Genomic DNA, 26,646 nt, shown 5'->3' with positions numbered 1-26,646 from the left:
GTCATTACAAATCGAATTCTTGCTTCTTTACTGCTATTATGTTAAAGTACAGTCGTGTTGGATGGTAACGACTTATACGTTTAATGCTATCATATTGTTTCAAATTATGTTCACATTTTATTAATTTGTAACGAAATATACATGTTATAATGGAAAATAACAAGCGGTTTACTTTATATTTATTATTAAGTAAAAATTTATATTTATAATAGAGATAATAGGGGAATGAGAGCAGGATTATTTGGGGGTAGGTACAAAAATGCATATTTTAAAGGTTGGATTCAATTATAAGACAGCCCCTGTTGAAATAAGGGAAAAACTTGCATTTTCAGAAGATGATGTCGACCAAGCAATGAAAGTATTAAAAGAGAGAAAGAGCATTTTGGAAAATGTTATTGTATCCACATGTAATCGTACGGAAATTTATGCAGTCGTTGATCAGGTGCACACAGGGCGCTACTATATTAAACAATTCCTCGCTGATTGGTTTCATGAAGAAATGGCTACATTTACCTCTTTTTTACAGATTGCTGAAAATGATGAAGCGATGGAACATTTATTTCGTGTTGTTACTGGACTCGACTCCATGGTACTTGGAGAGACACAAATTTTAGGACAAGTTAGACAGGCATTTTTAACCGCTCAAAAAACGGAAACAACTGGAACGATTTTCAATGAATTATTTAAGCAAGCAATCACTTTTGGAAAGCGTGTACAGAAGGATACGGCAATAGGTGAACATGCGGTATCTGTCAGTTATGCTGCAGTTGAATTAGCAAAAAAAATATTTGGCAACTTAACGGACAAGAAAGTTGCTATATTAGGTGCGGGGAAAATGGGTGAACTCGCAGTAAAAAACTTTCAAGGTTCAGGTGTAAGACAGATTACTGTAATGAATCGCACGAAAGAAAGAGCAGAATCTTTAGCAATGAAATTCACAGCTAATGTAGAACCAATTGAAAATTTACCAAATATATTACAAAAAGTGGATATTTTACTTACCTCAACAGGCTCATCCTCGGTTGTCTTAACAAAAATGATGATGGAATCGGTACAGAAACACCGAAAAGGAAGTCCATTATTTCTTGTAGATATTGCTGTTCCAAGAGATATAGATCCATCAATTAGTAAATTAGACAATGTTTTCTTATATGATATCGATGATTTACAGCATATTGTAGATGAAAATTTAGAAGCACGAAAAAAAGCTGCACAACAAGTAGAGTTCATGCTAGAAAATGAAATTGTCACTTTTAAAGAATGGGTTAAAACGCTAGGAGTAGTACCAATTATTTCTGCATTAAGGCAAAAGGCGTTATCAATTCAAGCAGAGACGGTAAAAAGTATTGGCAGAAAAATGCCGGATTTAACGGAACGTGAGAAAAAAGTGATCAATAAGCACACGAAGAGCATTGTTAATCAATTGCTTAAAGAGCCGATCAACCAAGCAAAGGAATTGGCAGCAAAGGATCGTTCAGGAGAAGCTTTAAAGCTGTTTATTGATATCTTTGGCATTGAAAGAGAAGTGCAGGAAGAATTGGAAAAACAAACAAAAAAAAATCAGATAATCACATCAATGAATGATAAACAAGTATCCTTTCCGTTAATGGATAAGATAACAACCATATAATGAGAGGATTTCACATATGGTAGAATTAAAATGGCTTTATGAGTTTATATTAATTATTCATGGGTTAAGCTTGATGGGATACTTTATTGATTTTATTCAGCACAACCGGAGGGTAAACCAAGCAGCCTTCTGGTTGCTTGGTTTGGTTTGGATTATTCAAACCATTTTTTTATTCTATGAAATGTTTTTTGAAAAGAATTTTCCCATCGTTACATTAAATGATAGTTTATTTTTTTATTCTTGGGTATTAGTAACCATCTCTTTAGCTGCCAACAAGTTATTTCCAGTACATTTTATCGTGTTTTTTACGAATACATTCAGTTTTTTTATTCTATTATTATATTTATTATCCGATGCACAAAAAAACTTAGCAACACATGGGCTGCAACTCGTTCATGAAATACTAATAGCACATATTATTATTGCAATTATTTCATACGGATTTTTTACGCTGTCCTTTTTACTTTCCTTTATGTATTTAATTCAATACCGGCTGCTAAAAAGGAAACAAGGTTTTAAATGGATGTGGCGCTTCGGTGATCTAAAGCAGTTGGATGACTATGCTTTTAAAACCGTTACAATTGGTGTGCCTTTATTGTTGATTGCTATCATTTTAGGGATAGTTTGGGCTTATGTGTCCAATTCCGTATTTTATTGGGTTGACTTAAAAACAATTGGTTCGTTCGTTGTACTAGCTGTTTATATTGTATATTTGGCTATACGGATCATTAAAAAGTATAAAGGGAGGTCTATTGCAATATATAACACAGCAGCCTTTCTTCTATTAATAATTAATTTCTTTTTGTTTAGTACATTATCAAATTTTCATTTTTAGATTATAGAGGAGGATTCATTTGCGAAAAATTGTTGTCGGTTCACGAAAAAGTAATCTAGCGGTAACACAAACAAATTGGGTAATAGAGCAATTAAAGCAAGCGGGGATACCAAACGACTTTGAAGTTAAAAAAATTGTTACAAAAGGGGATCAAATACTTGATGTTACGTTATCTAAAGTAGGTGGTAAGGGACTATTCGTTAAAGAAATTGAACAAGCAATGTACGATAAACAAATTGATCTAGCAGTACATAGCATGAAAGATATGCCGGCTGCGATGCCAGAGGGTCTTATTATTACTTCTATTCCTGTCCGAGAAGATCATCGTGACGCACTTATTTCTAAACAAAATGTTCGATTTGAAGATTTACCAAAGGGGGCAATTATCGGCACAAGCAGTTTGCGCCGAGCAGCTCAATTGTTAGCTGCTCGACCTGATATCAAGATAAAATGGATACGAGGAAATATCGAAACACGAATCCGGAAGCTAAAAGAAGAAGATTATGACGCAATTATTTTAGCAGTATCGGGTTTAAAGCGAGTTGGATTAAGCGAATCCTTGATAACAGAATATTTGGCTCCGGACATCTGTGTGCCAGCAGTGGGTCAAGGCGCGCTTGCAATTGAATGTCGAGAGGACGATCAGGAATTACGAGAGATCTTGGCAAAAATAAATGATGAACCGACTGCTCGTACTGTCCAAGCCGAGCGGACTTTTCTTCATTTACTTGAAGGAGGGTGCCAAGTTCCAATTGGTGGCTTTGCTTACTTAGAAGAAGATACGATCATTCTTACGGCATTAGTGGGGACTCCGGATGGCAAGACGATTTTAAAAGAAGTGGTACGAGGAAAGGACCCAGAGACTGTCGGAAAAGAAGCTGCTGATTTATTAAAACAACGAGGTGCTGATCAAATAATTAAACAGGTAAAAGAGGAGCTTGACCAGTAATGGAATTGCCTTTTAAAGGACAGCGGATTCTGATAACCCGGGAAAAAAATAAAGCTGCTGTGTTTGCAGAAAAAATTCGCAGTTTAGGAGGGGAACCAATACAAATCCCCCTCTTAACGATTGCATGTAAAGATACAAAGGACACTTTTTATTATCTTAAAGGAGTAAAGGATTACAGCTGGATTTTTTTTACCAGTGCTAATGGGGTCGATTGTTTTTTTCGGCTTGCTGAGCATTATCATATCGGTTTAAACTGGATTAGAAATGTTAAGATAGCTGTCGTTGGTAAAAAAACTGCCAATGCTCTAGCAAAATGGATCAATGATGAGGTTGATTTCATTCCAACCTGTTTTAATGCTGATACGATGGCAACTGAATTTTTACAAGCATATCCATTAGCTGATAATCTATTGCTTATTCGAGGAAATCGCTCACGAGATGTATTACCGAAATGCTTTACAAAAGCTAACAAAACATTTGCTTCGCTTGAAGTGTATGAGACACATATAAATAGGCACATGGAACCTTTATTAAAGACTGCTATCGGAAATTCAATAATTGATTATATTACGTTTACCAGTCCATCTACTGTAGAAGCCTTTGCAGAGATGACGCCAATTCGAAACAAAGCACCATGCGTTTGCATCGGTACGACAACGGAACAACGGGCAAGGGAGCTTGGCTTTTGTCCCGTGCTCACATCAAGCGAATTTACGATTGATGGCATGATTCAGTGCATGCTGAAAGATCTTAAGCAGAAAGGAAGATAATCGTGATTAAAACGCCGGAATTTGCTCGTCATCGGAGATTAAGAAATTCTCAAGCGATGCGAGATTTAGTAAGAGAAACACATTTACATGTTGATGATTTTATTTATCCAATGTTTGTTGTAGACGGAGAAAACATCAAACGAGAGGTCCCATCTATGCCAGGGGTGTATCAGGTTTCAATAGATTTATTAGCTGAAGAAGTAAAAGAACTTGAACAACTAGATATAAAGGCTTTAATTCTATTTGGTGTACCTAAGGAAAAAGATGAGCAGGGTACGGGTGCTTTTGTAGAAGACGGTATTGTACAAGAAGCAACGAGATTAATTAAGAAGGAATTCCCGACGATGCTTGTACTTGCAGATACATGTTTATGTGAATATACATCACATGGTCATTGCGGTGTAATTCATAATCAAGATGTGGATAATGATGCATCATTAAAATTATTGGCAAAAACAGCAGTTTCACAAGCAAAGGCTGGAGCGGATATTATCGCACCATCTAATATGATGGATGGATTTGTAGCAGTTATTAGAAAAGCATTGGACGAGGCTGGCTATACAGAAATTCCGATTATGTCGTATGCCGTTAAATATGCTTCTTCATTTTATGGTCCATTTCGTGATGCAGCAGATAGTACACCACAGTTTGGTGACAGAAAAACATATCAAATGGATCCAGCTAATCGATTAGAAGCAATTCGAGAAGCAAAATCAGATGTAGCTGAAGGTGCTGACTTTTTAATCGTGAAGCCAGCTTTAGCCTATTTAGACATCGTTAGAGAAGTAAGAAATAATTTTGATGTACCTGTAGTAGCTTATAATGTTAGTGGTGAATATGCGATGGTTAAAGCTGCAGCACAGAATGGCTGGATTGATGAACAAGCGCTTGTCATGGAAAAGCTGGTATCGATGAAGCGTGCTGGAGCAGATCTTATCATTACCTATTTTGCAAAAGATGCAGCAAGATGGTTGAAAAATAAGAAATAGGGGGATTTATGGATGGCTAATTTTACGAAATCAGTAGATGCTTATAAAGAAGCAGTAAATTTGATGCCTGGTGGTGTCAACTCACCTGTACGTGCATTTAAGTCCGTTGGGATGTCACCTATTTTTATGGATTCAGGAAAGGGCTCTAAAATCACGGATATTGACGGTAATGAATACGTTGATTATGTATTGAGCTGGGGTCCATTGATTTTAGGTCATGCGGATGAACGTGTCGTAACAAAGCTAAAAGAAATAGCAGAAAAAGGGACAAGCTTCGGTGCGCCAACTTTACTGGAAAATGAACTTGCTCAATTAGTAATTGAACGTGTGCCGTCAGTCGAAGTTGTGCGAATGGTTAACTCGGGAACAGAGGCCACGATGAGTGCCTTACGAGTTGCTAGGGGCTACACGGGTAGAGATAAAATTGTTAAGTTTGAAGGAAGTTATCATGGACATGGAGATTCGCTTTTGATTAAAGCAGGTTCGGGTGTAGCAACACTTGGGCTTCCTGATAGTCCTGGTGTACCAAAATCCGTCGCACAAAATACGATTACTGTACCGTACAATGATTTAGACGGTGTACGCGATGCTTTTAAAAATTATGGAGATGATATTGCTGCTGTCATCCTTGAGCCTGTTTGCGGTAATATGGGGGTGGTACCACCAAAAGCCGGCTTTTTACAAGGTTTAAGAGAGATTACGGAACAACATAGTACATTGTTAATCTTTGATGAAGTAATGACAGGTTTTCGGGTTGACTATAATTGTGCTCAAGGGCATTTTGGGGTTACACCGGATATGACTTGTCTTGGTAAAGTAATTGGTGGCGGTTTGCCAGTGGGTGCATTTGGCGGTAAACGGGAAATAATGGAAAAGGTAGCACCAACCGGTCCAATCTACCAAGCAGGTACGTTATCTGGAAATCCATTGGCTATGACAGCAGGTCTTGAAACATTAAAGGCGTTAGATAAATCCGCTTATGAAAAAATTAATCAAAAGGTAGACCGATTAGTGGCGGGTTATAAGGAAGCTAGTGAAAAGTATGATATTCCACTTCATATAAATCGTGCTGGTTCAATGATGGGTGTCTTTTTTACTAATAAAGAAGTAATTAATTTTGCAACTGCTCAAACTGCTAATCTCGATCATTTTGCAAAATATTATCGTCTCATGATCGAACAAGGTGTCTTCTTACCGCCATCACAATTTGAAGGTCTATTCTTATCTACTGCACATACAGATGAGGATATCGAACATACTGTTCAAGCGATTGATTTTGCTTTTTCAAAATTAATTGACACAAATTAAACAGGATTTTCATTCATAATTCTTTTTCCTCCTTAGGTAGACAGATTAAATTAAAAAATCTGATTGCTGAGGAGGATTTTATTTTATAACCGTATTCTCTTCTAGTTTAGAGCATGTATTAACAACAGAACCGTAAGAAATGGCAATAAAGAAAAACATGGCTATGGTAAGTGTAACGTAGATGATAGCCCTAGTTAGCTTACACTTAAAATCTGAATTTTTTTCATACCATTGAGATATCTCCTTAAAAATTCTATCCTTCTTTAATTTGTATTTGCAACACACCAGTGGCTTAAGTGTTAGCCTAGTTGCGCTTGTCATTAAATATTAAAATCGCTACTGCTTTGTCTGATTTTCAGTATGTAACGTACCAAGAAATAATGTGAGGTGTTATTTTTGATCGACTGTTTAAACACATCTTCCATATGAGAAAGCAGATGTTCTATTTCGAATGTTAGCATTTCTCTTTTGTACGTTATAGATTGGATTGAAAGGCATATCCGAATGATCTAATTCATATAAATGGAATTAGGTATTTACATCATATATGCCACCATATGATGGAGAGGGGGAAAAGCACGTGACAAACGATAGTTCGGTATTTCGTTTTGACTTGAATGAAACGCTCTACTTTGAAAAAGGACAGGAAGTAAATGAAATGAGAGGTGTTTCTTTAGAACCGGACATTTCCATTCATTCCTTTCACGATTATATTACAATCAAAGGGATTATTGAGTTGAAAGGAGAGTATGAAAAAAGCGATCGTTTTCAAGTGGAAGGAGATATAGAAACGGATGATTTTCATGCTAAGCGATATGTAGAAGCAGTGGAAGAAATGGATAACGATCTTGCCATTTTTTCCCATCGTTTTCCGGTAGAAATTTCTGTACCAGTAAACCGAGTAGCTGATCTAAACGACGTCAGCGTTTATATTCAAAGTTTTGATTACGAAATCCCAGAACCGTCTATGTTCCGCTTATATTCCACGATTGAAATCCATGGTCTCAATAGATACGGTCAAATCAGCCAATCCGAGAATAATAGTGAATTAGATTCTGTACTTTCGGATATGGATAGAGAAACGGAGAGTAACACAGATGTAGAGGAGGAGCAATTCCAATTTGAATTAAAGCGCCCAGATGAAGAAATGACGGAGGAGCAGCCAAAAGAAGCGGTGGATTTGCCAATGTTTTCTACGGATGAAGAACAGAATCAGGAGGCAGAAAGAAATAGTACTTTGAATGATGCAATTGTTGAAGAAACAACGAAAGAGGAAGCAAAAGACATCGTACAAGAAGAGACGAAACGGAAAGAAAATCAGGAAGAAAAAGAATCTTCGAGCAAAGAAGATAAAGAAACCGACGAGACTGGAAGATGGAAATATAAAGAGACTAAATCATTAAAAGAATTTTTTGCCAACACTTCTAAGGATAAAGCGGAAGAGGTAGATGACGAAGAAGATGAATATGATGAGGAAGATTTACATGACGAAGATGAAGTGTACGATGATGAAGACTTACACGATGAAGATCATGATATAGAAAGAAAAAAAGCAGAAGATGTTTCACCAGAGATAAGAGAAAATAGTGATAATCAGGAAGATAACGAACGAGTACGAGCTGTTAGTTATTTGTCGGATATGTTTAGTGATTCAGAAGAGGAAAGTTTTACAAGGATGCGGCTTTGTATAGTGCAAGAACAGGACACGATTGATTCCATTGCTGAACGGTATCAGGTTTCTGCACTGCAGCTAATTAAACTAAATCGATTAGATGAAGATTATGATGTGAAAGAAGGACAATTATTATATATACCGCATAAGAAAAAATAAAACCTTCCATCCGTCGGAATAATGGAAATTCCTACGGATGGTTTATTGAATTTTTGTTTATCCCGCATGTAAGGTGCCGTAAGCCTCCCACTACAAGAGCTTGAGTTGATATAACAGGGTGTAAGTGGAAGAAACGGCACCTAAATGCCCGATTGGTTCAACTAACATTTCTTGGGAAAGGCATTCCAAGAAATGAAGTTTCACTTTATCCCGCATCTAAGGTGCCGTAAGCCTCCCACTACAAGAGCTTGAGTTGATATAACAGGGTGTAAGTGGAAGAAACGGCACCTAAATGCCCGATTGGTTCAACTAACATTTCTTAGGAAAGGCATTCCAAGAAATGAAGTTTCACTTTATCCCGCATGCCCTTTCTGTTTCTGAGATAGAAAGGGTATGAAGTTAGTAGAATTAATTCAAACATAAAATTTTATGATTCATATAAGTGCTGTAGGTAAACACCTACGTGAGAAACTCGTTGCGTTCTCTTATTTTCGTGATAGGTTAGAACACAAATAATAGTTTGTGGATACAGCAAAGTATAGCCATCGTTTAAGGTCTCTTTACATCGTACACATTTTTCAAAAAATCAAATTGAGTCAAGTAAACAAACAATGAAAAAGGAATTCTCATGTCTAACATAAGCATTGGGATTAGGTGGTGACAAATGTGGAGGACATAAAAGCAGTTTTGCAAGCATATTCGGTTCAGCCATTTTACATTGAAAAGAAAACAGACCACCTCTATTGGGTACAGGATCATCAGCAGCAATATGCATTAAAGCAGAGTCACTTAACTCTTGAGCTGATACCGATGTGGGAAAAGGTATACAGAGAAGCATATGAACAAAATCTATACGCTGTTTTACCTGTATATTTAACGAGACAGGGAAATATTTACCAGTACTATAAAGGTAGTATCTATTATTTAACACCTTGGAGAGGCGAAGCGGTAACTACATTTGATAAGCTAACAGCGGAAAGATTCTTTCACAACATTGGCAGGGTGCATGCTAAAACAAAACAGTCACATTTAGTTGAGACAGAGGACTTTTCAGCAACCTTTCAACAATATAGAGACCATTGTAACCAGTTGAAACAACAACTGCTCGGTTTTGTTGAACAATACGAAAAGAACCGTTATATGTCCCCATTGGAATTACTTATTTGTACACAATACAGAGATATTGATTTTTGCTTACAGGAGAGCATCCGGCGAATCGATCAACTCATTTATGAACAGGAGACGGAAAAAGATTGGAATTACAGTCTCTGTCATGGGAACATATACGCATCACATATCCTGAAAAACAAAGAGCAGCTCTACTTGATAAATTGGGAAAAAGCAAGGTTTGATTATCCTGTTTATGATTTAGCTGACTTTTTCAAACACGAAACAAACCATTATGATACGCCTACGGATACATTTTTACAAGCATTTGAATCTTATATGAATGAAAATAAATTATCTAAAAAAGAGCTTTATTTACTTATTATCCAATTGTTAGATGCACAACCATACTTAAATCAATTAGAAATGCATGCCAGATCTAAAAAAACAATGATTGAGCAAATCGTTGAATTGCAATACGAATTTCGCCGGATATTATTTGGGTTGCATTTTTCTGCTTATGTTGAGAATAAATACGACACATTGGATTTGGATGATTTAGATGATGAGGAAGATTAAATCCATTCCAAGTAAAACGCAATAAATAGACCAACAAGGATGCCTAATAAAAACACATCAAGCGTAGTCGGAAAAAACAGTGTACGAATTAATTGAAAAATTAATATCGGTAAGGTTACCCTTTCAATGATGATAATACAGTTTCTCGCCCAAGGCGGAAGTCGGTACCGATAATAGCGTGCCATTTTTATTCGCCTCGCTTTCACGTGATTTTGAATATGTAATATACTATATGTATAGAAACAGGTTAGTTGTGCAAACCTTATAAGGATGTTCAAAAAATCAGGTGAAAAACAAAGAATTCCCGCTGGCATACCATCTTTTGTTGTTTAGGAAACGATATCTGTTCCCACATAGTGGACAACTTTTTTAAAAAAGTAGCTTCGTCGTCTAGTTTAAGCTTCCGAACGAACGAGCCAATTTCGCTCTTTTTCCTATAATAAGTAACATCGGCTGCTAAAACCCTGCTTCGTTTGGGGCGAAAGGCAGAGGAGCTACGGCAGCGATACATCGCGATTTTTCAAGAACAAGCAGGACTACGATAGCAATACACCGAGGTTTTTCAAGAACGTCTGCGAACTGAGCCTTTGATCTACTGTTTCAAGGAGAAGAGTTTTCCTTGAATGCAGTTTCTCTTTATTCGTTAAAGATCTGCCGTTTGTATCCCGCTAAACGACCGCTTCTAGCACTTGTTCATACCAACTAATAGAAAGAGTTGACGGAACTATAGATTACATATAAAATAAATTTATTCCTAATATAATTTTGTCTAAATGTTTAGAGTGGGAAGAGTACAGAAAAATTGTCACAAAGAAAGGGAAATCAAAGGCTGAAAGTTTCCTTGACGGATGATCTGGAAGGTCGCCCATGAACAGCTTCTTTGAACAAAGCTTTGCGGGTTTGTCTAAGGTTTTAGTAGAAGGAGCCGGTTTGTATACCGTTATCAACCAATGAAGTGTGTATACTGCATTTTTTCTTATTGTCAAAGATGATTTGTGAGAGGCCAAAAAAGTATACAAATAAAGGTGGTACCACGGAAAGCATACCCTTTTCGTCCTTTCTTTAAGGATGAAAAGGGTTTTTTTATACTATGGAAAGTATAAAATATTAGGCTTTATCCCGCATGTAAGGTGCCGTAAGTTTTCCACTTCAAGTCCTGAATTGATACAAAAGAGTCAAAGTGGGAGAAAACGGCCCCTAAATGCCCGATTGGTTCAAGGGCCTTTAGGTCATACCTTTAAGGTACTAACATTCAGTAGGAGAGGGAAGCAAATTCTTACAAACTCCTACGGAATGAAGTTTCACTTTATCGTATAAGAAAAACGATAGTTTTTGCCATAAAGACTTGGCGACAAGCTAAGTTTTTCTAATGTTAGAAAGGAGAAACTTTAGTGCTAAAGAATAATACGGCTAGGGAATATCCTAAGATGAAGTGAAGGCTGGGCTGCTGCTTGACTAAAGCTTATCGTCAACTGATTATTTATACGCTATAAAATTATATAGAAGTTGATTCAATGCCGTATGTTTTTTAGGTACAACTTGCATATTATCTCTACCAGTTGTTAGTTAAATTGAGAAAAATGCAAATATTCGTCTATAATGTTCTAAGTTTCCAGCTGGAACATAGGAAAAAATTAATTTATCAATTAAGGAGGAATTATGATGAGTGAAGAACAAAAACCATCACTTTCTGCTAAATATAATCCACACGAAGTAGAAAAAGGGCGTTATCAGTTTTGGTTAGAAGGGAAGTATTTTGAAGCAACAAATGATAAAGAAAAGGAGCCGTTTTCTATTGTTATACCACCACCAAACGTTACTGGTCGCTTACATCTAGGTCACGCTTGGGATACAACGATGCAAGATACGATTTCACGGATGAAGCGAATGCAAGGCTATGATGTACTGTGGCTGCCAGGAATGGATCATGCCGGTATTGCTACACAGGCAAAAGTAGAAGCTAAATTAAAGGAAGAGGGGACGAATCGTTATGAATTAGGAAGAAAAAAATTCCTTGAAAAAGCTTGGGAATGGAAGGAAGAGTATGCTAAGTTTATCCGCAAACAGTGGGGAAAGTTAGGTCTTAGCTTAGATTACTCCAGAGAGCGATTTACTTTAGATGAAGGTTTGTCGGATGCAGTAAAAGAAGTATTCGTTAAACTTTACGAAGAAGGGTTGATTTACCGGGGCGAATATATTATCAACTGGGATCCGGAAACGAAAACGGCTTTATCTGATATCGAAGTAATTTATGAGGAAGTTCAGGGGAAATTTTATCATATGCGCTACCCGTTGAAGGATGGTGAAGAAACGATTGAAATTGCGACAACTCGTCCTGAAACGATGCTGGGAGATACGGCTGTAGCTGTACATCCAAATGATGAAAGATACAAGCATTTAATTGGTAAAAAGGTAATTTTACCGATTGTTGGCCGAGAAATTGAAATTATCGCTGATGAATATGTTGATATGGAATTTGGTTCCGGAGCAGTAAAAATAACCCCTGCCCATGATCCAAATGACTTTGAAATTGGTAACCGTCATAATTTGGAACGTATATTAGTTATGAATGAAGATGGATCCATGAACGAAAACGCTGGAAAATATGAAGGTTTAGATCGGTTTGCTTGTAGAAAACAAATTGTCAAAGATCTTCAAGAACAAGGGATATTGTTTAAAATTGAAGACCATGTTCACCAAGTCGGTCATTCAGAGCGAAGCGGAGCTGTTGTAGAACCGTATCTTTCTACACAATGGTTTGTTAAAATGCAGCCGTTGGCAGATGCGGCGATTAAATTGCAACAGGGAGAAGAAAAGGTTAACTTTGTTCCCAAACGTTTTGAACGAACGTATTTAAATTGGATGGAAAATATACGCGACTGGTGTATTTCCCGTCAATTATGGTGGGGACACAGAATTCCTGCTTGGTATCATAAAGAAACAAATGAAATTTATGTTGGTAAAGAACCTCCAGCTGATATTGAAAATTGGGAGCAAGATGAAGATGTTTTAGATACATGGTTTTCATCAGCATTATGGCCGTTTTCTACAATGGGGTGGCCAAATACGGATGCAGAGGATTTCAAACGTTATTTTCCGACTGGTGTTCTTGTTACAGGCTATGATATTATCTTTTTCTGGGTTGCTAGAATGATTTTTCAATCAAAGCATTTTACGAAGCAGAAGCCGTTTCATGATGTGCTAATCCATGGATTAATCCGTGATGCAGAAGGAAGAAAAATGAGTAAGTCATTAGGAAATGGTGTTGATCCAATGGATGTCATTGATAAATATGGTGCCGACTCATTGCGGTATTTCTTATTAACAGGGTCAACTCCCGGTCAGGATTTGCGATTTCATTGGGAAAAAGTAGAATCAACTTGGAATTTTGCCAATAAAGTTTGGAATGCATCCCGTTTTTCACTAATGAATTTGGAAGGATTCACTTATGAAGATATTGACTTATCAGGAGAAAAATCGCTTGCTGATAAATGGATTTTGACTCGTTTAAACGAAACCATTGAACATGTTACAAAAAACACGGACAAGTATGAGTTCGGTGAAGCCGGACGTCATCTTTATAATTTCATTTGGGATGAATTATGTGACTGGTATATCGAAATGGCAAAATTACCATTATATGGTGATAATGAGGAAGAAAAACAGACAACTCGCTCTATTCTCGTCTATGTTTTAGATCAAACAATGCGCATGCTTCATCCATTTATGCCATTTATTACGGAAGAAATTTGGCAACAATTACCACACCGAGGCGAGTCGATAACGGTAGCTAAATGGCCAGAGAAACGAGAAGAACTTCACGATGAAAAAGCTGCGAAAGAAATGAAACGACTAGTTGCCATTATTAAGTCCGTCCGTAATATACGTGCAGAAGTCGATACACCAATATCGAAGCCGATTCAACTTATAATTCAGGCAGAAAGTGACCAAATTGTTCAAGAATTAGAAAGTAACCGTCATTATTTAGAGCGTTTTTGTAATACGAGTGAACTAATTATTTCGGTAAATGTTACAGCTCCAGAAAAAGCGATGACCAGTGTCGTAACGGGTGTAGAATTATTCTTACCGTTAGAAGGTTTAATTGATTTCGATAAGGAAATTGCTAGGCTCGAGAAAGAACTTGTAAAATGGACAAAAGAAGTAGAACGGGTGCAAAAGAAACTTGCCAATCAAGGGTTTATTAATAAAGCACCAGAAGCAATTGTTGAAGAAGAAAAACAAAAAGAAAAAGATTATCTTGATAAACAAGCAAAAGTGCAAGCAAGACTGAATGAACTGAAAGGATAAATTAGGTCTTGATTCGTTACACAAAGGCAAAGGAAAATGAACAGGCTGGGGGCCTATAATCCCTGCCTGTTCATTAATTGTTTGTTTATATGTTTTACATATAAGCGCAGAAGATTGATATCACTGACAGCACTTAATGTACGAGAACCAACCACATCTTCAATTTCATTAAAAAGTAATTCTCCATTTAAGCCAACTAAAAAATCAATTCCTACCATGTCAAATGGGAAATGGTCCACGATTTTTTGCACCATACGGTATTCCTTTTTCGTTAAGTGATATAAGCTTGCACTCCCTCCAAGCTTATAGTTTGCCCGAAAATCTGTGTGACTTTTTCGTAAAACAGCAGCGATAATATGTTTTCCGATTACAAATACCCGGACATCTTGTCCGTGCCTCACCTGACTGGACTGAAGGACGAAATCGGTTGCCGGTAGTGATTTCTTATAAGCTGCATATTCCTGTTCATTTTTGATGAAATAAACTTGTTGTCCGCCTCGTCCGCCTACCTCTTTCATAACAAAGGGGTACGGAAATGGCAGATTTGCTGGTAAGTCTAGTTTTTTACAATAGACCGTATCAACCATAGGGATACCTATTGAATGAACGTAGTGATGTGTCAACGCTTTATGATTACAAATCGTTGCTATTCGTGCATTGTTACATACCATCACTCCACATGTTTCCAGATGCAGGCTAAGCATTGGATCTATCGTACGGACAACAGCAAAATCTGGTAAGACAGGATGGGTTTTATTTAATAACACAGTATGTTTATTATTCAGAACACCGATGGTTAGATTTTCTCGATGGATAAGTTCAAGCTCGATCGATTGTAAAGCAGCTTCTGTAATGAACCAATCGATGTAGGCCCGATTAATACCAATATCTTTTTTACTATAGATTAACCACCCTTTAAGCATTGTACACTCCTTCCATTTAGTCACTGCCGCTGATTGTATGCAAAATATAGTCTATCATAAAGTCTGCTACATTTATTCCGGTACAGTCGTACAAATTATGAATATGTGCATTGGAGTTAATTTCACAGACAATGGGGTTCTGATCAGGACCTAATAATAAATCTACACCAGCAAAATCAGCACCAATTGCCTTCGTTGCTTTAATTGCCAATTCTTGCTCGATATCATTTGGTTGATAAGCTTCCATCGTTCCACCTGCTGTAACATTGGCTCGAAAATCATTTGCTGATTGACGTTTCATTGCTGCCACAACTTGGTCGCCTACGACATGCAGCCGTAAATCTACACCATAGCTGGAAGTAATAAATTCTTGCAACATAAAAGAATTTGTCCCTAACGTCTCTATTTTTGTCGACAATTCCTGATCTGTATGTACAAGATATACCTGTTCACCAAAAGAACCAAATGCTTCTTTAACAATCATAGGAAAGCCAAACGCCTCGACGGCTGATTGAATAATCGTTTTTTTAACCTCGGTTGCAAAAAATGTCTTTGGATAAATAATCGTTCTTGGAATAGGCAAGTTGACTGCCGCTAGTTTTTGATAGGTAGCAATTTTATCATCACTGATTCGAATTGCCTCTGATTGATTAAATACAGGTATGCCAAGCAACTCCAACTGTTTTGCTAAGTAAATATCTTTATCTGTAAAGACAACATAATCCGGTAGCCTCTGCAAATGGTCTGCTAAAATTTGTAAATTACTTTTTGCTATATAAGCGAGCACATCCCTATTTGAAAAAATAGTAGCCTTGCTTCCTTTTTGTTCTGCCGCTAATTGAATCCATTCAGCAAAGTCAATAAATTTATTTCCTGGTAAACTATCATTATATATAATCCAACCATTTTTGTGCATGTTTTCGTTCCTTTCTGATATACTGATAAACATCGACAGAATTAGCATGGATGGAACCAATAATTAGTAATGTTTGAATGGTATAGGAAATCCGTTTTTACTGGATACATCTAAAAAACATTTATGAGAGGATTGTACATAATTGCAAGCAATGAAGCAAATAGAAGCATTTTTAACAAAACGAAAAAAGTTAGGAATAAAGCCTGGATTAGAGCGAATGGAGCTATTGCTCAAGTTGCTTCAACATCCGGAGCGTCAACTAACTGCTATTCATATTGCTGGAACGAATGGAAAAGGGTCTACCTCTGAATATATCAAGCAGGGACTCCAAGCAAACGGCTATAAGGTGGGAGTGTTTACGTCGCCTAGTTTAACAGGGTTACGTGGCCATATTGTTTTTGAAAATGAACCTATTTCTGAAAAATCCTTTTTAGCCAGTTGGGAAGAAATTTACCCGGCTATCGAGTCACTAGATGAAAAAGGAATGCACCCAACGGAGTTTGAAATCTTAACTGCCATTGCGTTTCTCTTTTTTTCAAGACATGCAGAAATTGCAGTCATCGAAGCAGGAATGGGGGGGAGAGAGGATACAACGAATTGTCTTTACCCTATAATATCGATCATAACAACGATTGCGAAAGATCATACTGCTTTCCTTGGAGATACAATTACAGATATCGCTTCCCATAAAGCTGGTATTATTAAACGAAAAACACCTGTTATTATCGGAGAATTGCCACAAGAAGCGAACGCTGTTGTAAAAGACGAAGCAGTAAGTAATCAGGCACCTATCTATCAGTTAGGAAAGCAATTCTATTTTCGCCAACTTCCTTGTTCAGATAACCAACAAAACATGGAGTGGAACCTAGCTGGTGAAAAACCAATACAGCTTGCATTATCCATGTATGGAAAGCATCAATTAGCGAATGCCTCACTTGCATTGATGGCTTTACATCTTCTAAGACAGAAAGGGTTAGCATTGGATTTCGCTTGCGTCCAATCAGCGTTTAAAAAAGCGAAATTAGAAGGAAGGTTTGAGTTGGTTTCTCAACAACCACTGGTCATTGTTGATGGGGCACATAATCCTGAAGGTATAAAAGCTTTTAAAGACACGGTAGAAAGCTATTTTCCAAATCGAGAACGTCATCTATTATTTGCAGTATTTAAAGACAAGGATATGGATAGGATGATCGGGCAACTGCAACATACATTTGCATCTATTAATCTTACAACATTTGATCATCCGCGGGCAGCAAGTATTGGTGAATTACAGAAGTTTGAAGTTAAAAATAAGATTCAAATTCATCCTTCATGGATAAAAGCAGTAAAGCAAATGAAGAGTCAAGAAGCTGTTTATTTTATTACTGGATCGATCCATTTTATATCTTTAGTTCGCACTTATCTGAAACAGCGAAACAAATAAGATTATGTAGAACATTTTCTTAAATCGCTGACAAGCTTCGCCTTACTTTTTAGTCCTGCTATGCTAGAGTTGTGAGGAACTCTACGAGTAGGGAGGAAAGACAGTGAATAAGGACAAGCGTAAAATAACTGTATGGAAGAACGGAAAACAAGTAAAACTGTCGATGCACCAACCAAGCAGTAATGACTGTGCTTCTGGAAAGAAAGAGCAAGCTGCTACATTATCTGATATGGACGAAGAACCAATTCCAACGTATACGAGAATAACAATAAATGAGGAATCGGAGCCCAATCCCTTTTTGAAGATGTTAATAAAGTTTAAGCCTGCTATCGTTGCAGTTGTTTCTGCCTTACTTATTGGTTCATTTCTAGGTGTAATGTTATTAAAAATGTTTGTAACTATTGATGATAACGGGAATGCAAGTGGAGAAATTAACGAGGTAACGGCGATTAACAATGATGAAAAACAAACTCATGCAACTTTAACTACTAGCATTGAACCGCTCCAAGCTTTTGTCATACAAGCGGGAGTATTTTCAACCGAAGAAAATGCTAAAAGGTGGCAAGCAACATATCAAGACATTGGTTTTCCTACGATTGTCTGGGAAAAGGATCGTCAGTATTACTTATTGTTAGCTGCTGCCCCTACTAAAAATAAAGCGAAAGAGCTCAAGAATCAAGCAGCTTTGTCAAAAATGGATGTGTATGTGAAAGAATGGGAAACGGATAAAAAAGAGCTTGCTTTAACAAAGGAAGAAAGCAAATGGCTTGAGAGTTTTATAAACACGTGGAAAAAAAGTATGGAGCAACAGACATTTGATAACGATACTTGGGCTTCTTTACAAAAAACGGTTCCAGAAGGTTCCAAAAAATTCCAAGATTTATCAGCTTTAATGAAGCGGTACATCAAGATTGAAAATCAAGTTGATCCTTTAGAAACAGGCACGCAATTGTTAAAGTTGTGGCATACACTATTTGTTTCACTGGAAGCAAAATAATTGATCTTGTTTAACGAGTGATTGTCAATTTTACTTTTTCCCTAAAGGATAAAGGAATTTTAAAGTTAAATTGCCCACCTATTTTATTAAAATAGCTGTTTGTCTATGACATTTTTCCTTTGTAAGATATTAGTTATATTTGACAAAGGAGGAGATGTAATAGTGATGTTGCCAATTATGATGAAAGACGTACCAAAGCTTGACCGGCCAAGAGAAAGATTATTGAACATTGGTCCAAAACAATTGTCCAATGCTGAATTGCTCGCTATTATTTTAGTTAGTGGTACAAAGGAAGAATCTGTTATTTCACTTGCCAATCGGGTATTGATGCATTTTGAGGGGCTAAAACTATTACGTGATGCAACCATTGAAGAATTAATGACCATTAAAGGGATAGGTACAGCAAAAGGAGTATGTATTTTAGCGGCTATTGAGTTGGGCAAGCGAATGCAGAACTTAGTCTCGAAGGAGCGGTTTGTCATTCGTTCTCCTAAAGACGGAGCGGACTACGTAATGGAAGAAATGCGTTCATTAAAGCAAGAGCATTTTGTTGCTCTTTTTTTAAACACAAAAAACCAAATTATCCATCGGCAAACGATTTTTATTGGTAGCCTTAACGCCTCTATCGTTCACCCCAGAGAAGTTTACCGTGAAGCCATAAAGCGCTCAGCAGCCTCGATTATTGTAATCCATAATCATCCTTCTGGTGATCCAACTCCTTCCCAAGAAGACATCCATGTTACGAGAAGATTGACCGAATCTGGAAAAATGATCGGTATTGAACTTTTGGACCATATTATTATTGGCGATTGTACATTTACTTCTTTAAGAGAAAAAGGATATATTCAATAATCCATTAAGTTTTTTGTAAACCAACTGTATAAAGTATGTGCTCAAAAGAGGATGAAAAAGCTCAAGGTTGGTGATAATTACAACAACCTCAAAAAACCTTTTCTTGTGCGATGTATTCCTTGTTTTTTACAAATCCCGGTATGAGCACGTCTTGTATGTAGAAGTTCAGTTGGAAGCGTGGTGCAGTTTCGATTAACCGAAGTGTAAGTAGTTAACAATAGGCTTTGGAAAAATTAGTTGCGTCATTTTTTACTGGATTTTTTATACATCCTTTATAAAGAAAGAAGTATCCGATTTAAGATAAATAAAAAACTACGATAAACACTATCTATTTTATATTTTTTTTCGTATAATAATATAGACGAGTCATTAGTGAAGCGCCATTTTTCAATTAGTTATGGAAAGTGGCGCTTGTTGAGCTTATATTTAGAGGAGTAAGCATATCCTAAAGATCGGAGTAGGGATATAGAAGCATATAAGAATTGTTTTACTTTTTGTTAAGAAAACGAGATAATAAAAGTTAACTATGGAAATAACTACATAATATTCACTCACATGTATGTTACTGGAAAGGGAGATTTTTTTGGGATTATTTAATTTTTCTCAGGATTTAGGTATAGATTTAGGTACAGCAAATACGCTTGTATTTGTAAAGGGCAAAGGTGTAGTTGTAAGTGAACCTTCTGTAGTGGCAAAAAATAACCGAACAGGAGAAATTGAAGCTGTTGGTAGCTCTGCACGCAATATGATTGGACGTACACCGGGAAATATTACCGTTATTCGGCCAATGAAAGACGGGGTAATTGCTGATTATGATACGACATCAATTATGATGAAATATTATATTAATAAGGCAATGAAAAACCGTTCGTACTTTGTTAAAAAACCAAATGTCATGGTTTGTGTACCCTCTGGAATTACCATGGTTGAAGAAAGAGCGGTTATTGATGCAACAAAACAAGCTGGAGCTAAAGAAGCTTTTCCAATCTCTGAACCTTTTGCAGCGGCTATTGGAGCTGGGCTTCCGGTTTGGGAGCCGACGGGAAGTATGATTGTAGATATTGGTGGTGGAACGACAGAAGTAGCCGTGATTTCTTTAGGAGGCGTAGTTACTAGCCGGTCGATACGAACTGCTGGAGATAATATGGATGAAGCAATTACGAACTATATTCGCAAGTATTATAATTTGATGATAGGTGAAAGAACCGCTGAGTCAATAAAATTACAGATCGGTGTAGCTGGAGAAGTGATAACGAATGAAGAAATTGATATACGAGGTCGTGACCTTTTAACTGGCTTACCCAAAACAATTACTATCACTGCAGAAGAAATTTCCAAGGCGTTAAAGGATACGGTGGATTCCATTGTTGATGCTGTGAAGAACACTTTGGAAAAAACACCACCAGAGCTTGCTGCAGATATAATGGATCGGGGTATCGTGTTGTCTGGCGGAGGGTCCTTACTAAAGAATATAGATAAGGTCATTAGTGAAGAGACAAAAATGCCCGTATTTGTGACGGAGAATCCATTAGAAAGTGTAGCGATTGGTACTGGGAAATCCTTAGAATACATTCAGCATTTCCGATCCCAAGCGAATGTATCCTCTCGCTCTACTATGGAATAAGTTGGTGTAACTTATGTCTTTTTTACGAAAAAAGAAATTATTTATCTTTTTAATCGCCTTCATATTAATTGTAGCGTTAATTGGTTTTTCTTTGAGGGATCGGGAGGACCTGACAATAGTAGAGGAAATTGTCAATGACACAGTTGGTTGGGGGCAAACGATTATTCATGCTCCAATTAATTTTGTAACAAATATCATTACGAATATAGATGACTTTAAAGATACGTATAATGAAAATCGTATATTAAAAGAAAAATTAGCTGAATATAAAGGACTTATTTATGAAGTTCAAGAGCTTAAAAAGGAAAATGAAGATTTGCGGAATACACTGGAGCTTACAGAGTCGGATTCGATACGGCATTTTAAGCCGATTCAAGCAGCGGTTATCTCGAGGTCACCAGAGCGTTGGTTAGAGCAGATAACGATTAATAAAGGGAAAGACGATGGTGTAAAAGAAAACATGGCTGTCATTACACCAGAAGGAATGGTCGGCAAGGTTATGACACCGTCTAAAAATACGGCTACCGTACAATTACTTACTGGGTTTGACCAATTTAATCGTATTTCCGGAATGATTTCCCGGGAAGAAGAAAAAAATAATATTTTCGGAATGATTGAAGGGTTTGATAAAGAAAGCAAGCATTTGATCTTTCGGATTATTGAAGAGTCTAAAAAAGATGTTAAAAAAGGCGAATTGGTAGTTTCATCAGGAATGGGAGGTGTCTTTCCTGCTGGGTTACCTATTGGGAAAGTGAAAGAAGTCGTTCCAGACAAATATGGGTTGACAAAAACTGCTTTAGTAGATCCATCCGCAGATATCTATGAGATTAATCATGTTATTGTTGTGGATCGTTCTCTTCAAACGAATAATATAGAAAGTGAAAAGGAGGGTGAGTAATGAAACGCGTATACTTGCCCCTCATCCTTTTTCTAGTCCTTGCTCTTGAAGGTGTGGCATTGGAGTTGCTGCCTAGCAATTTATTAAGAACAGATCTATTGATTGTTCCACATTGGGTATTGGTTATTCTTGTGTTTTTGACGATTTTTTATGATTATGATAGTACGTACTTTTCAGTAATGTATGCATTAATATTTGGCTTGTTAGTTGATATTGTTTATACGGATGTATTAGGTGTATATATGTTTTCATACGCCCTAACCATTTACGCCATTCATAGTATGAAAAAACTATTACACGGCAATATTTTTGTAACAGTTTTATTAGGTACGGGCGGATTAGTACTTAGTGATATTATGATTTATCTTATTTATATGGTTGTTGGATTAACAGATACTGTTTGGGTCGATTACTTATCTAGTCGTCTCCTACCAACCGTATTGTCCAACTTACTCTTTCTGCTCGTTTCATATCCATTTCTTGCTAATAGGCTTATGAATTGGAGAAAAGAGCAAATAAACAAAGACAGTATGCTATAAGGTAGATTTTCTAAATGTATAGAGAGCAGTTCTCAATGCTTAGCCAAATTTTCTAATGGATAAAATGAGGTGAACGTGTGGCACAGGAGAAGAGACAATTAATCACTATGAAAGGTACAAAAGATGGACTAACTTTATTTATCGATGATTCCTGTTCGTTAAATCATGCGTTGCAGGAGTTAAAATATAAAATGAAGGAAAGTAAACCTACAACTACAGAGCCCGTTGTAGCTGTACGAGTGAAATTGGGCACGCGTTATCTGCGAGAAGAGCAAATATCAGAATTAAGACAGATCATAACAAATGAAAATCGCTTCACCATTCATTCTATTGAATCTGATGTTGTATTGCGAGAGGAAGCTCGCCAATGGCAAGCCAATAGTGAAATTAAAGCGGTCAACCGAATTGTCCGTTCTGGCCAAGTCCTTCATGTTACAGGTGATCTATTGCTTATTGGTGATGTGAATCCAGGTGGAAAGGTAATGGCTACTGGTAATATCTACATAATGGGAAATTTGCGTGGTATTGCGCATGCAGGGATCGACGGGGATACGCAAGCATTTATAGCAGCATCTTATATGAACCCTAGTCAGTTAAGGATTGCACATTATATAAGTCGTGCTCCGGATTATGAATCTGATGGTGTATATATGGAATGTGGGCTGGTTGATGAAGAGCAAGATAAGATAATTATTGATCGACTCCAGGTTCTTCCACAAAAGCGTAAAGAAATGAACAGATTCGAAAGGAGAATGCAAAATGGGTGAAGCGATCGTTATTACATCTGGAAAAGGTGGAGTCGGAAAAACAACGACTACAGCGAATATAGGTACAGCTTTGGCTTTAATGGAGAAAAAAGTATGTTTAATTGACACAGATATTGGTTTAAGAAACCTAGATGTCGTTATGGGGCTTGAAAACAGGATTATTTATGACATTGTTGATGTAATTGAAGAAAGATGTAAGCTAAAGCAGGCATTAATTAAAGATAAACGATTTGATTATTTAACATTATTACCGGCTGCTCAAACAAGCGATAAGACTTCTGTAACAACAGATGGAATGAAACGAATTATATCAGAACTCAAACAAGAATACGATTATATTCTTATTGACTGTCCTGCAGGTATTGAACAAGGATTTCAAAATGCGATTGCAGGCGCAGATAAAGCAATTGTTATTACAACACCAGAGAAATCTAGTGTCCGGGATGCAGACCGAATTATTGGGTTATTAGAAAAAGAGGAAGTGTTAGAACCGCCGCGTTTAATTATCAATCGTATACGGAATCATATGATGAAAAATGGAGATATGCTTGATATTGACGATGTACTGCAAATTTTATCCATTGACTTAATTGGCATTGTCATTGATGATGACGAGGTAATTAAAGCATCTAATAAAGGAGAGCCAGTAGCTTTTAAACCAAGCTCGAAAGCATCGATTGCTTATCGTAATATTGCAAGAAGAATACTAGGGGAAACGGTGCCTTTACAAAGTTTAGATACTCATAAAGGAATGATGCAAAAGGTAAAAGAGTTTTTTGGAATACGAGCTTAATTTGCATGTGCGCATCTGTTAGATAGTTCACACAATGAATGCTACTAATTCTTCTGACGGTGTAGAAATGTAGGGGAACCCCTGCATTTTTTATTTCACTATAGAAAAGTTAAAACTTTAGGCTTTACCGTATAAGAAAAACGATAGCTTTCACCATAAAGACTTGGCGACAAGCCAAGTTTTTTCAATTCTAGGAAATTATATCTACTGCTTACATTGTGAATATTTTTTTGAAAAAGGAGTGTTGCTGTCTAGCTTAAGCGCTAAAGCTGCGAGCAAACTTGGATCACTTCTGGTTTTTATAAAAAATGATTTTCTCATTTCTAACATATATTCTCAAGCTACTTCATAGACTTGTACAAAAGCGTCAGAAGGAATGTGAAGATGATGAGCAAAAGAATTAAGCAGGTACGCCGATCGATTGAACAAAGAAAAAAAGTCCGTGGCATTCAAACAAACAGAATGGCGCAACAGCAGATGTTTTCTCCTTTTGTACAAGAAGAAGAAAAGCACGGTTATTCGCCTATCTATGATGATTCAGGATCACCTAGCACGATGAAAAGTAAGGTAGTAAGTAATTTTTTATTGAAAGCAATTCTTTCTGTTCTGCTGTTTTTATCTATTGCTATTATTTGGCAAATTAATTTACCTCAGTTAGAAGAACCTAAAGCTTGGTTAACGAATGCCTTGACAGAGGAATTTCCATTTGCCAAAGTTAATGCGTGGTATCAAGAAACGTTTGGAAGCCCTCTAGCACTTTTACCTGAAAGTGATTCAGAGGTCAAATCAAATGATAAACAAGCAATGCCGGTGAATGGAAGCGTGTCTGAATCATTCCAAATGAATGGAACAGGAATAAAAATAACACCAGAAGGAAAAACAGCTGTTACAGCATTAAAACAAGGTGTAGTTATTTTTGCAGGAAATGATCAAAAAACGAAGCAGACAATCATTGTGCAACATCCTGATGATAGTCAAACGACGTATGGTTTTCTAAGTAATATTGATGTTCATTTGTACCAGCATGTATCTGCCAATCAAGCAATTGGTCAATTTGATCCTAGCGAAGAAAATAAATCCGTTTACTTTTCTATCGAAATGGACAACCAATATATCGATCCAGTACAGGTGATTCAAGTTGACGATGTGGAATAATCTATTCCCAAAAATTCATTTTCATCCGGTACTACTATTGTTTATTATCATTTCTTTTCTTACTGGTACATTTGTAGAACTGTTTATTTTATTCTCTATCGTTCTGTTTCATGAACTTGGCCATTATTTAATGGCTGTTAAGTTTAACTGGCGAATACGAAAAATAATGCTATGGATATTTGGTGGAGTAATGGATACTGAAGAACACGGAACAAGACCGATTTATGAAGAAATGTTAGTTATTTGTGCAGGCCCATTTCAGCATTTGATTCTTCAGTTTATCATTGTCATCGTCTCAGAAGCCCATTTATTTTCGCAGTCCATTTTGGATTTGCTTTTTTATTATAATACTGTCATCTTTTTATTTAATTTATTACCTATTTTCCCTTTAGATGGAGGGAAATTATTGCAGTTATTTATATCAAAATATATCCCATACAAAAAAGCCTATTATTTTACAGTTTTCTTTTCCATGGTAGTATGTCTTTTATTGCTTGTATTACAGATCGCAGTATTTTCATTTACATTAAGTACCTTCTTTCTGTTTATTTTTTTATTTATGGAAAATAGAATGGAATGGAAACGGCGAACGTATGCATTTATCCGATTTTTACTTAAACGTTATGAAAAGCATAATAAGCTTAGAAAACAAACGAGTCCAATTCAAGTTATGGCTAGTGACTCTTTAATGGATGTGTTTTCAAATTTTTACCGAGAAAGAAACCATACGATCTATATTAAATATCCTAATCATACAACTCAAGTTTTACATGAATCTGTATGTTTGCACCATTTTTTTTCTAGAAAGGGTTATATTCAAACAATTGGGGAGGTAGCAGATAAAATGAAGTGAAACTTTATTCCGAGGGCTTCCTTCATTCCCTACAGCTGAGAATTAGATGAAAGGCTATTATCTCGAGCGCCCTTGAAAAAGCGCGATGTATCCCAAATCGTAGCTTTCCATATCTTCAAAAAAGAAAAGTGCGCTTTACTGCATGCATTGTCTATTTCCGAGGTCTTCTTTGTCTTTTGCCGACCTGAATGAATAGGCTTTTAGATGTCGTTATCTCCCGCGCTAGACCTCTACCACTTTTGAAATGGGAGTCTTCGGAACCTTAGATACGGGATTTAGTCATAATCCTATATCGTTGATAAATCTATCTGCCAGGGAGGTAAAGTAATGCGTCACTTTGTTCAACTTTAACTAAATGAATAAAACAAAGTTATTAATAGTTAATAAGATTTACTTTTTCGGTAATGGATAAGTTTCACGTATTCCTAAAAACTAAAAAAAGTTAAATTTTAGGGAATGGAGCTATTTTTTTCTGTGTGCTACCTATTAGTCCAAAGTTTTATTGTAATAATATTACACAACAATCTTGACAAATTATAAACATACATGGTAGCATAAATACGTTATTCAAAAGTAGCACCAGTGCTACAACCGCACAGA

General features: G+C 36.6%; 22 protein-coding genes and 2 other annotated features (1 of these 24 only partly in view). Of the genes, 19 read left to right on the top strand and 3 right to left on the bottom strand.

Features of this window, described 5'->3' with window-relative positions; translation table 11 throughout:
* Positions 1 to 259 precede the first annotated feature (259 nt).
* The 8 genes from hemA to JNUCC74_RS11080 all read left to right on the top strand — a co-directional run bounded on the left by hemA (position 260) and on the right by JNUCC74_RS11080 (position 9,998).
* The gene (gene hemA / locus JNUCC74_RS11115) at positions 260 to 1,630 is read left to right on the top strand and encodes a glutamyl-tRNA reductase (RefSeq protein ID WP_454065395.1); all 1,371 of its coding nucleotides are present in this window, start codon (positions 260 to 262) and stop codon (positions 1,628 to 1,630) included.
* Between the two features lie 16 nt (positions 1,631 to 1,646).
* Positions 1,647 to 2,465, top strand: a complete 819-nt coding sequence (gene ccsA / locus JNUCC74_RS11110; RefSeq protein ID WP_454065394.1) for a cytochrome c biogenesis protein CcsA — start codon at positions 1,647 to 1,649, stop codon at positions 2,463 to 2,465.
* A gap of 19 nt (positions 2,466 to 2,484) precedes the next feature.
* On the top strand, positions 2,485 to 3,414 hold the full coding sequence (gene hemC / locus JNUCC74_RS11105; protein ID WP_454065393.1) for a hydroxymethylbilane synthase: 930 nt from the start codon (positions 2,485 to 2,487) through the stop codon (positions 3,412 to 3,414).
* A complete protein-coding gene (locus JNUCC74_RS11100) occupies positions 3,414 to 4,184 on the top strand; it encodes a uroporphyrinogen-III synthase (protein ID WP_454065392.1) in 771 nt (256 codons plus the stop codon). The genes hemC and JNUCC74_RS11100 overlap by 1 nt, the downstream gene beginning before the upstream one ends.
* A gap of 2 nt (positions 4,185 to 4,186) precedes the next feature.
* Complete coding sequence (hemB, locus tag JNUCC74_RS11095; protein WP_454065391.1) at positions 4,187 to 5,173, top strand: porphobilinogen synthase; 987 nt, start codon at positions 4,187 to 4,189, stop codon at positions 5,171 to 5,173.
* Positions 5,174 to 5,185: 12 nt separating this feature from the next.
* The gene (gene hemL / locus JNUCC74_RS11090; protein WP_454065390.1) at positions 5,186 to 6,481 is read left to right on the top strand and encodes a glutamate-1-semialdehyde 2,1-aminomutase; all 1,296 of its coding nucleotides are present in this window, start codon (positions 5,186 to 5,188) and stop codon (positions 6,479 to 6,481) included.
* 580 nt (positions 6,482 to 7,061) lie between these two features.
* Positions 7,062 to 8,312: a LysM peptidoglycan-binding domain-containing protein gene (locus tag JNUCC74_RS11085; RefSeq protein WP_454065389.1), complete on the top strand. Its 1,251-nt coding sequence runs from the start codon at positions 7,062 to 7,064 to the stop codon at positions 8,310 to 8,312.
* A gap of 666 nt (positions 8,313 to 8,978) precedes the next feature.
* On the top strand, positions 8,979 to 9,998 hold the full coding sequence (locus tag JNUCC74_RS11080; protein WP_454065388.1) for a phosphotransferase: 1,020 nt from the start codon (positions 8,979 to 8,981) through the stop codon (positions 9,996 to 9,998).
* Here the strand turns inward: JNUCC74_RS11080 and JNUCC74_RS11075 are convergent.
* Positions 9,995 to 10,183 carry a hypothetical protein gene (locus tag JNUCC74_RS11075; RefSeq protein ID WP_077321147.1) on the bottom strand — a complete coding sequence of 63 codons (189 nt, stop codon included), beginning with the start codon at positions 10,181 to 10,183 and terminating at the stop codon, positions 9,995 to 9,997. The two genes, JNUCC74_RS11080 and JNUCC74_RS11075, sit on opposite strands and share 4 nt — an antisense overlap.
* Before the next feature lie 584 nt (positions 10,184 to 10,767).
* Positions 10,768 to 11,060, top strand: a binding site (T-box leader).
* Positions 11,061 to 11,660: 600 nt separating this feature from the next.
* Here JNUCC74_RS11075 and JNUCC74_RS11070 point away from each other — a divergent pair.
* Positions 11,661 to 14,306: a valine--tRNA ligase gene (locus JNUCC74_RS11070; RefSeq protein WP_454065387.1), complete on the top strand. Its 2,646-nt coding sequence runs from the start codon at positions 11,661 to 11,663 to the stop codon at positions 14,304 to 14,306.
* A gap of 53 nt (positions 14,307 to 14,359) precedes the next feature.
* Here the strand turns inward: JNUCC74_RS11070 and JNUCC74_RS11065 are convergent, their stop codons facing one another.
* Positions 14,360 to 15,229, bottom strand: a complete 870-nt coding sequence (locus tag JNUCC74_RS11065) for an ATP-grasp domain-containing protein (protein ID WP_454065386.1) — start codon at positions 15,227 to 15,229, stop codon at positions 14,360 to 14,362.
* 16 nt (positions 15,230 to 15,245) lie between these two features.
* Positions 15,246 to 16,145 carry an ATP-grasp domain-containing protein gene (locus tag JNUCC74_RS11060; protein ID WP_454065385.1) on the bottom strand — a complete coding sequence of 300 codons (900 nt, stop codon included), beginning with the start codon at positions 16,143 to 16,145 and terminating at the stop codon, positions 15,246 to 15,248.
* Between the two features lie 151 nt (positions 16,146 to 16,296).
* Here JNUCC74_RS11060 and JNUCC74_RS11055 point away from each other — a divergent pair, with 151 nt between their 5' ends.
* From JNUCC74_RS11055 to JNUCC74_RS11010, 10 genes are all read left to right on the top strand, one after another.
* On the top strand, positions 16,297 to 17,568 hold the full coding sequence (locus JNUCC74_RS11055) for a bifunctional folylpolyglutamate synthase/dihydrofolate synthase (RefSeq protein WP_454067884.1): 1,272 nt from the start codon (positions 16,297 to 16,299) through the stop codon (positions 17,566 to 17,568).
* 103 nt (positions 17,569 to 17,671) lie between these two features.
* Positions 17,672 to 18,565 (top strand): SPOR domain-containing protein, encoded by an 894-nt coding sequence (locus JNUCC74_RS11050; protein WP_454065384.1) that lies wholly within the window; start codon positions 17,672 to 17,674, stop codon positions 18,563 to 18,565.
* A 165-nt stretch (positions 18,566 to 18,730) separates the two neighbouring features.
* Positions 18,731 to 19,417, top strand: coding sequence for a RadC family protein (gene radC, locus JNUCC74_RS11045; protein ID WP_454067883.1), 687 nt, complete (start codon positions 18,731 to 18,733; stop codon positions 19,415 to 19,417).
* A gap of 583 nt (positions 19,418 to 20,000) precedes the next feature.
* A complete protein-coding gene (locus tag JNUCC74_RS11040; RefSeq protein WP_454065383.1) occupies positions 20,001 to 21,041 on the top strand; it encodes a rod shape-determining protein in 1,041 nt (346 codons plus the stop codon).
* Between the two features lie 13 nt (positions 21,042 to 21,054).
* Entirely contained in the window at positions 21,055 to 21,939 is an 885-nt protein-coding gene (gene mreC / locus JNUCC74_RS11035; RefSeq protein WP_077321136.1) for a rod shape-determining protein MreC, read from the top strand.
* Positions 21,939 to 22,478, top strand: coding sequence for a rod shape-determining protein MreD (gene mreD / locus JNUCC74_RS11030; protein ID WP_454065382.1), 540 nt, complete (start codon positions 21,939 to 21,941; stop codon positions 22,476 to 22,478). The genes mreC and mreD overlap by 1 nt, the downstream gene beginning before the upstream one ends.
* A 77-nt stretch (positions 22,479 to 22,555) precedes the next feature.
* Positions 22,556 to 23,245, top strand: coding sequence for a septum site-determining protein MinC (minC, locus tag JNUCC74_RS11025; protein WP_454065381.1), 690 nt, complete (start codon positions 22,556 to 22,558; stop codon positions 23,243 to 23,245).
* Positions 23,238 to 24,038, top strand: a complete 801-nt coding sequence (gene minD, locus JNUCC74_RS11020) for a septum site-determining protein MinD (protein ID WP_454065380.1) — start codon at positions 23,238 to 23,240, stop codon at positions 24,036 to 24,038. The genes minC and minD overlap by 8 nt, the downstream gene beginning before the upstream one ends.
* Before the next feature lie 387 nt (positions 24,039 to 24,425).
* Complete coding sequence (locus tag JNUCC74_RS11015; RefSeq protein WP_454065379.1) at positions 24,426 to 25,193, top strand: peptidoglycan DD-metalloendopeptidase family protein; 768 nt, start codon at positions 24,426 to 24,428, stop codon at positions 25,191 to 25,193.
* Complete coding sequence (locus JNUCC74_RS11010) at positions 25,183 to 26,046, top strand: M50 family metallopeptidase (protein WP_454067882.1); 864 nt, start codon at positions 25,183 to 25,185, stop codon at positions 26,044 to 26,046. The genes JNUCC74_RS11015 and JNUCC74_RS11010 overlap by 11 nt, the downstream gene beginning before the upstream one ends.
* Positions 26,047 to 26,625: 579 nt before the next feature.
* Positions 26,626 to 26,646 (top strand) — a sequence feature (ribosomal protein L21 leader region); it runs 53 nt beyond the window's last position.

The organism is Cerasibacillus sp. JNUCC 74 (assembly GCF_053667775.1).
Note: the sequence above shows the minus strand (reverse complement) of the source record. Positions and strands in the feature narration are given on the sequence as shown.

Bases quoted from the DNA above. Each gene is read 5' to 3' on its own strand.
- hemA (WP_454065395.1), top strand. From the start codon at position 260: ATGCATATTTTAAAGGTTGGATTCAATTATAAGACAGCCCCTGTTGAA.
- ccsA (WP_454065394.1), top strand. From the start codon at position 1,647: ATGGTAGAATTAAAATGGCTTTATGAGTTTATATTAATTATTCATGGG.
- JNUCC74_RS11100 (WP_454065392.1), top strand. From the start codon at position 3,414: ATGGAATTGCCTTTTAAAGGACAGCGGATTCTGATAACCCGGGAAAAA.
- hemL (WP_454065390.1), top strand. From the start codon at position 5,186: ATGGCTAATTTTACGAAATCAGTAGATGCTTATAAAGAAGCAGTAAAT.
- JNUCC74_RS11075 (WP_077321147.1), bottom strand. From the start codon at position 10,183: ATGGCACGCTATTATCGGTACCGACTTCCGCCTTGGGCGAGAAACTGT.
- JNUCC74_RS11070 (WP_454065387.1), top strand. From the start codon at position 11,661: ATGAGTGAAGAACAAAAACCATCACTTTCTGCTAAATATAATCCACAC.
- JNUCC74_RS11065 (WP_454065386.1), bottom strand. From the start codon at position 15,229: ATGCTTAAAGGGTGGTTAATCTATAGTAAAAAAGATATTGGTATTAAT.
- JNUCC74_RS11060 (WP_454065385.1), bottom strand. From the start codon at position 16,145: ATGCACAAAAATGGTTGGATTATATATAATGATAGTTTACCAGGAAAT.
- JNUCC74_RS11055 (WP_454067884.1), top strand. From the start codon at position 16,297: ATGAAGCAAATAGAAGCATTTTTAACAAAACGAAAAAAGTTAGGAATA.
- radC (WP_454067883.1), top strand. From the start codon at position 18,731: ATGTTGCCAATTATGATGAAAGACGTACCAAAGCTTGACCGGCCAAGA.
- mreC (WP_077321136.1), top strand. From the start codon at position 21,055: ATGTCTTTTTTACGAAAAAAGAAATTATTTATCTTTTTAATCGCCTTC.
- mreD (WP_454065382.1), top strand. From the start codon at position 21,939: ATGAAACGCGTATACTTGCCCCTCATCCTTTTTCTAGTCCTTGCTCTT.
- minD (WP_454065380.1), top strand. From the start codon at position 23,238: ATGGGTGAAGCGATCGTTATTACATCTGGAAAAGGTGGAGTCGGAAAA.
- JNUCC74_RS11015 (WP_454065379.1), top strand. From the start codon at position 24,426: ATGAGCAAAAGAATTAAGCAGGTACGCCGATCGATTGAACAAAGAAAA.
- JNUCC74_RS11010 (WP_454067882.1), top strand. From the start codon at position 25,183: ATGTGGAATAATCTATTCCCAAAAATTCATTTTCATCCGGTACTACTA.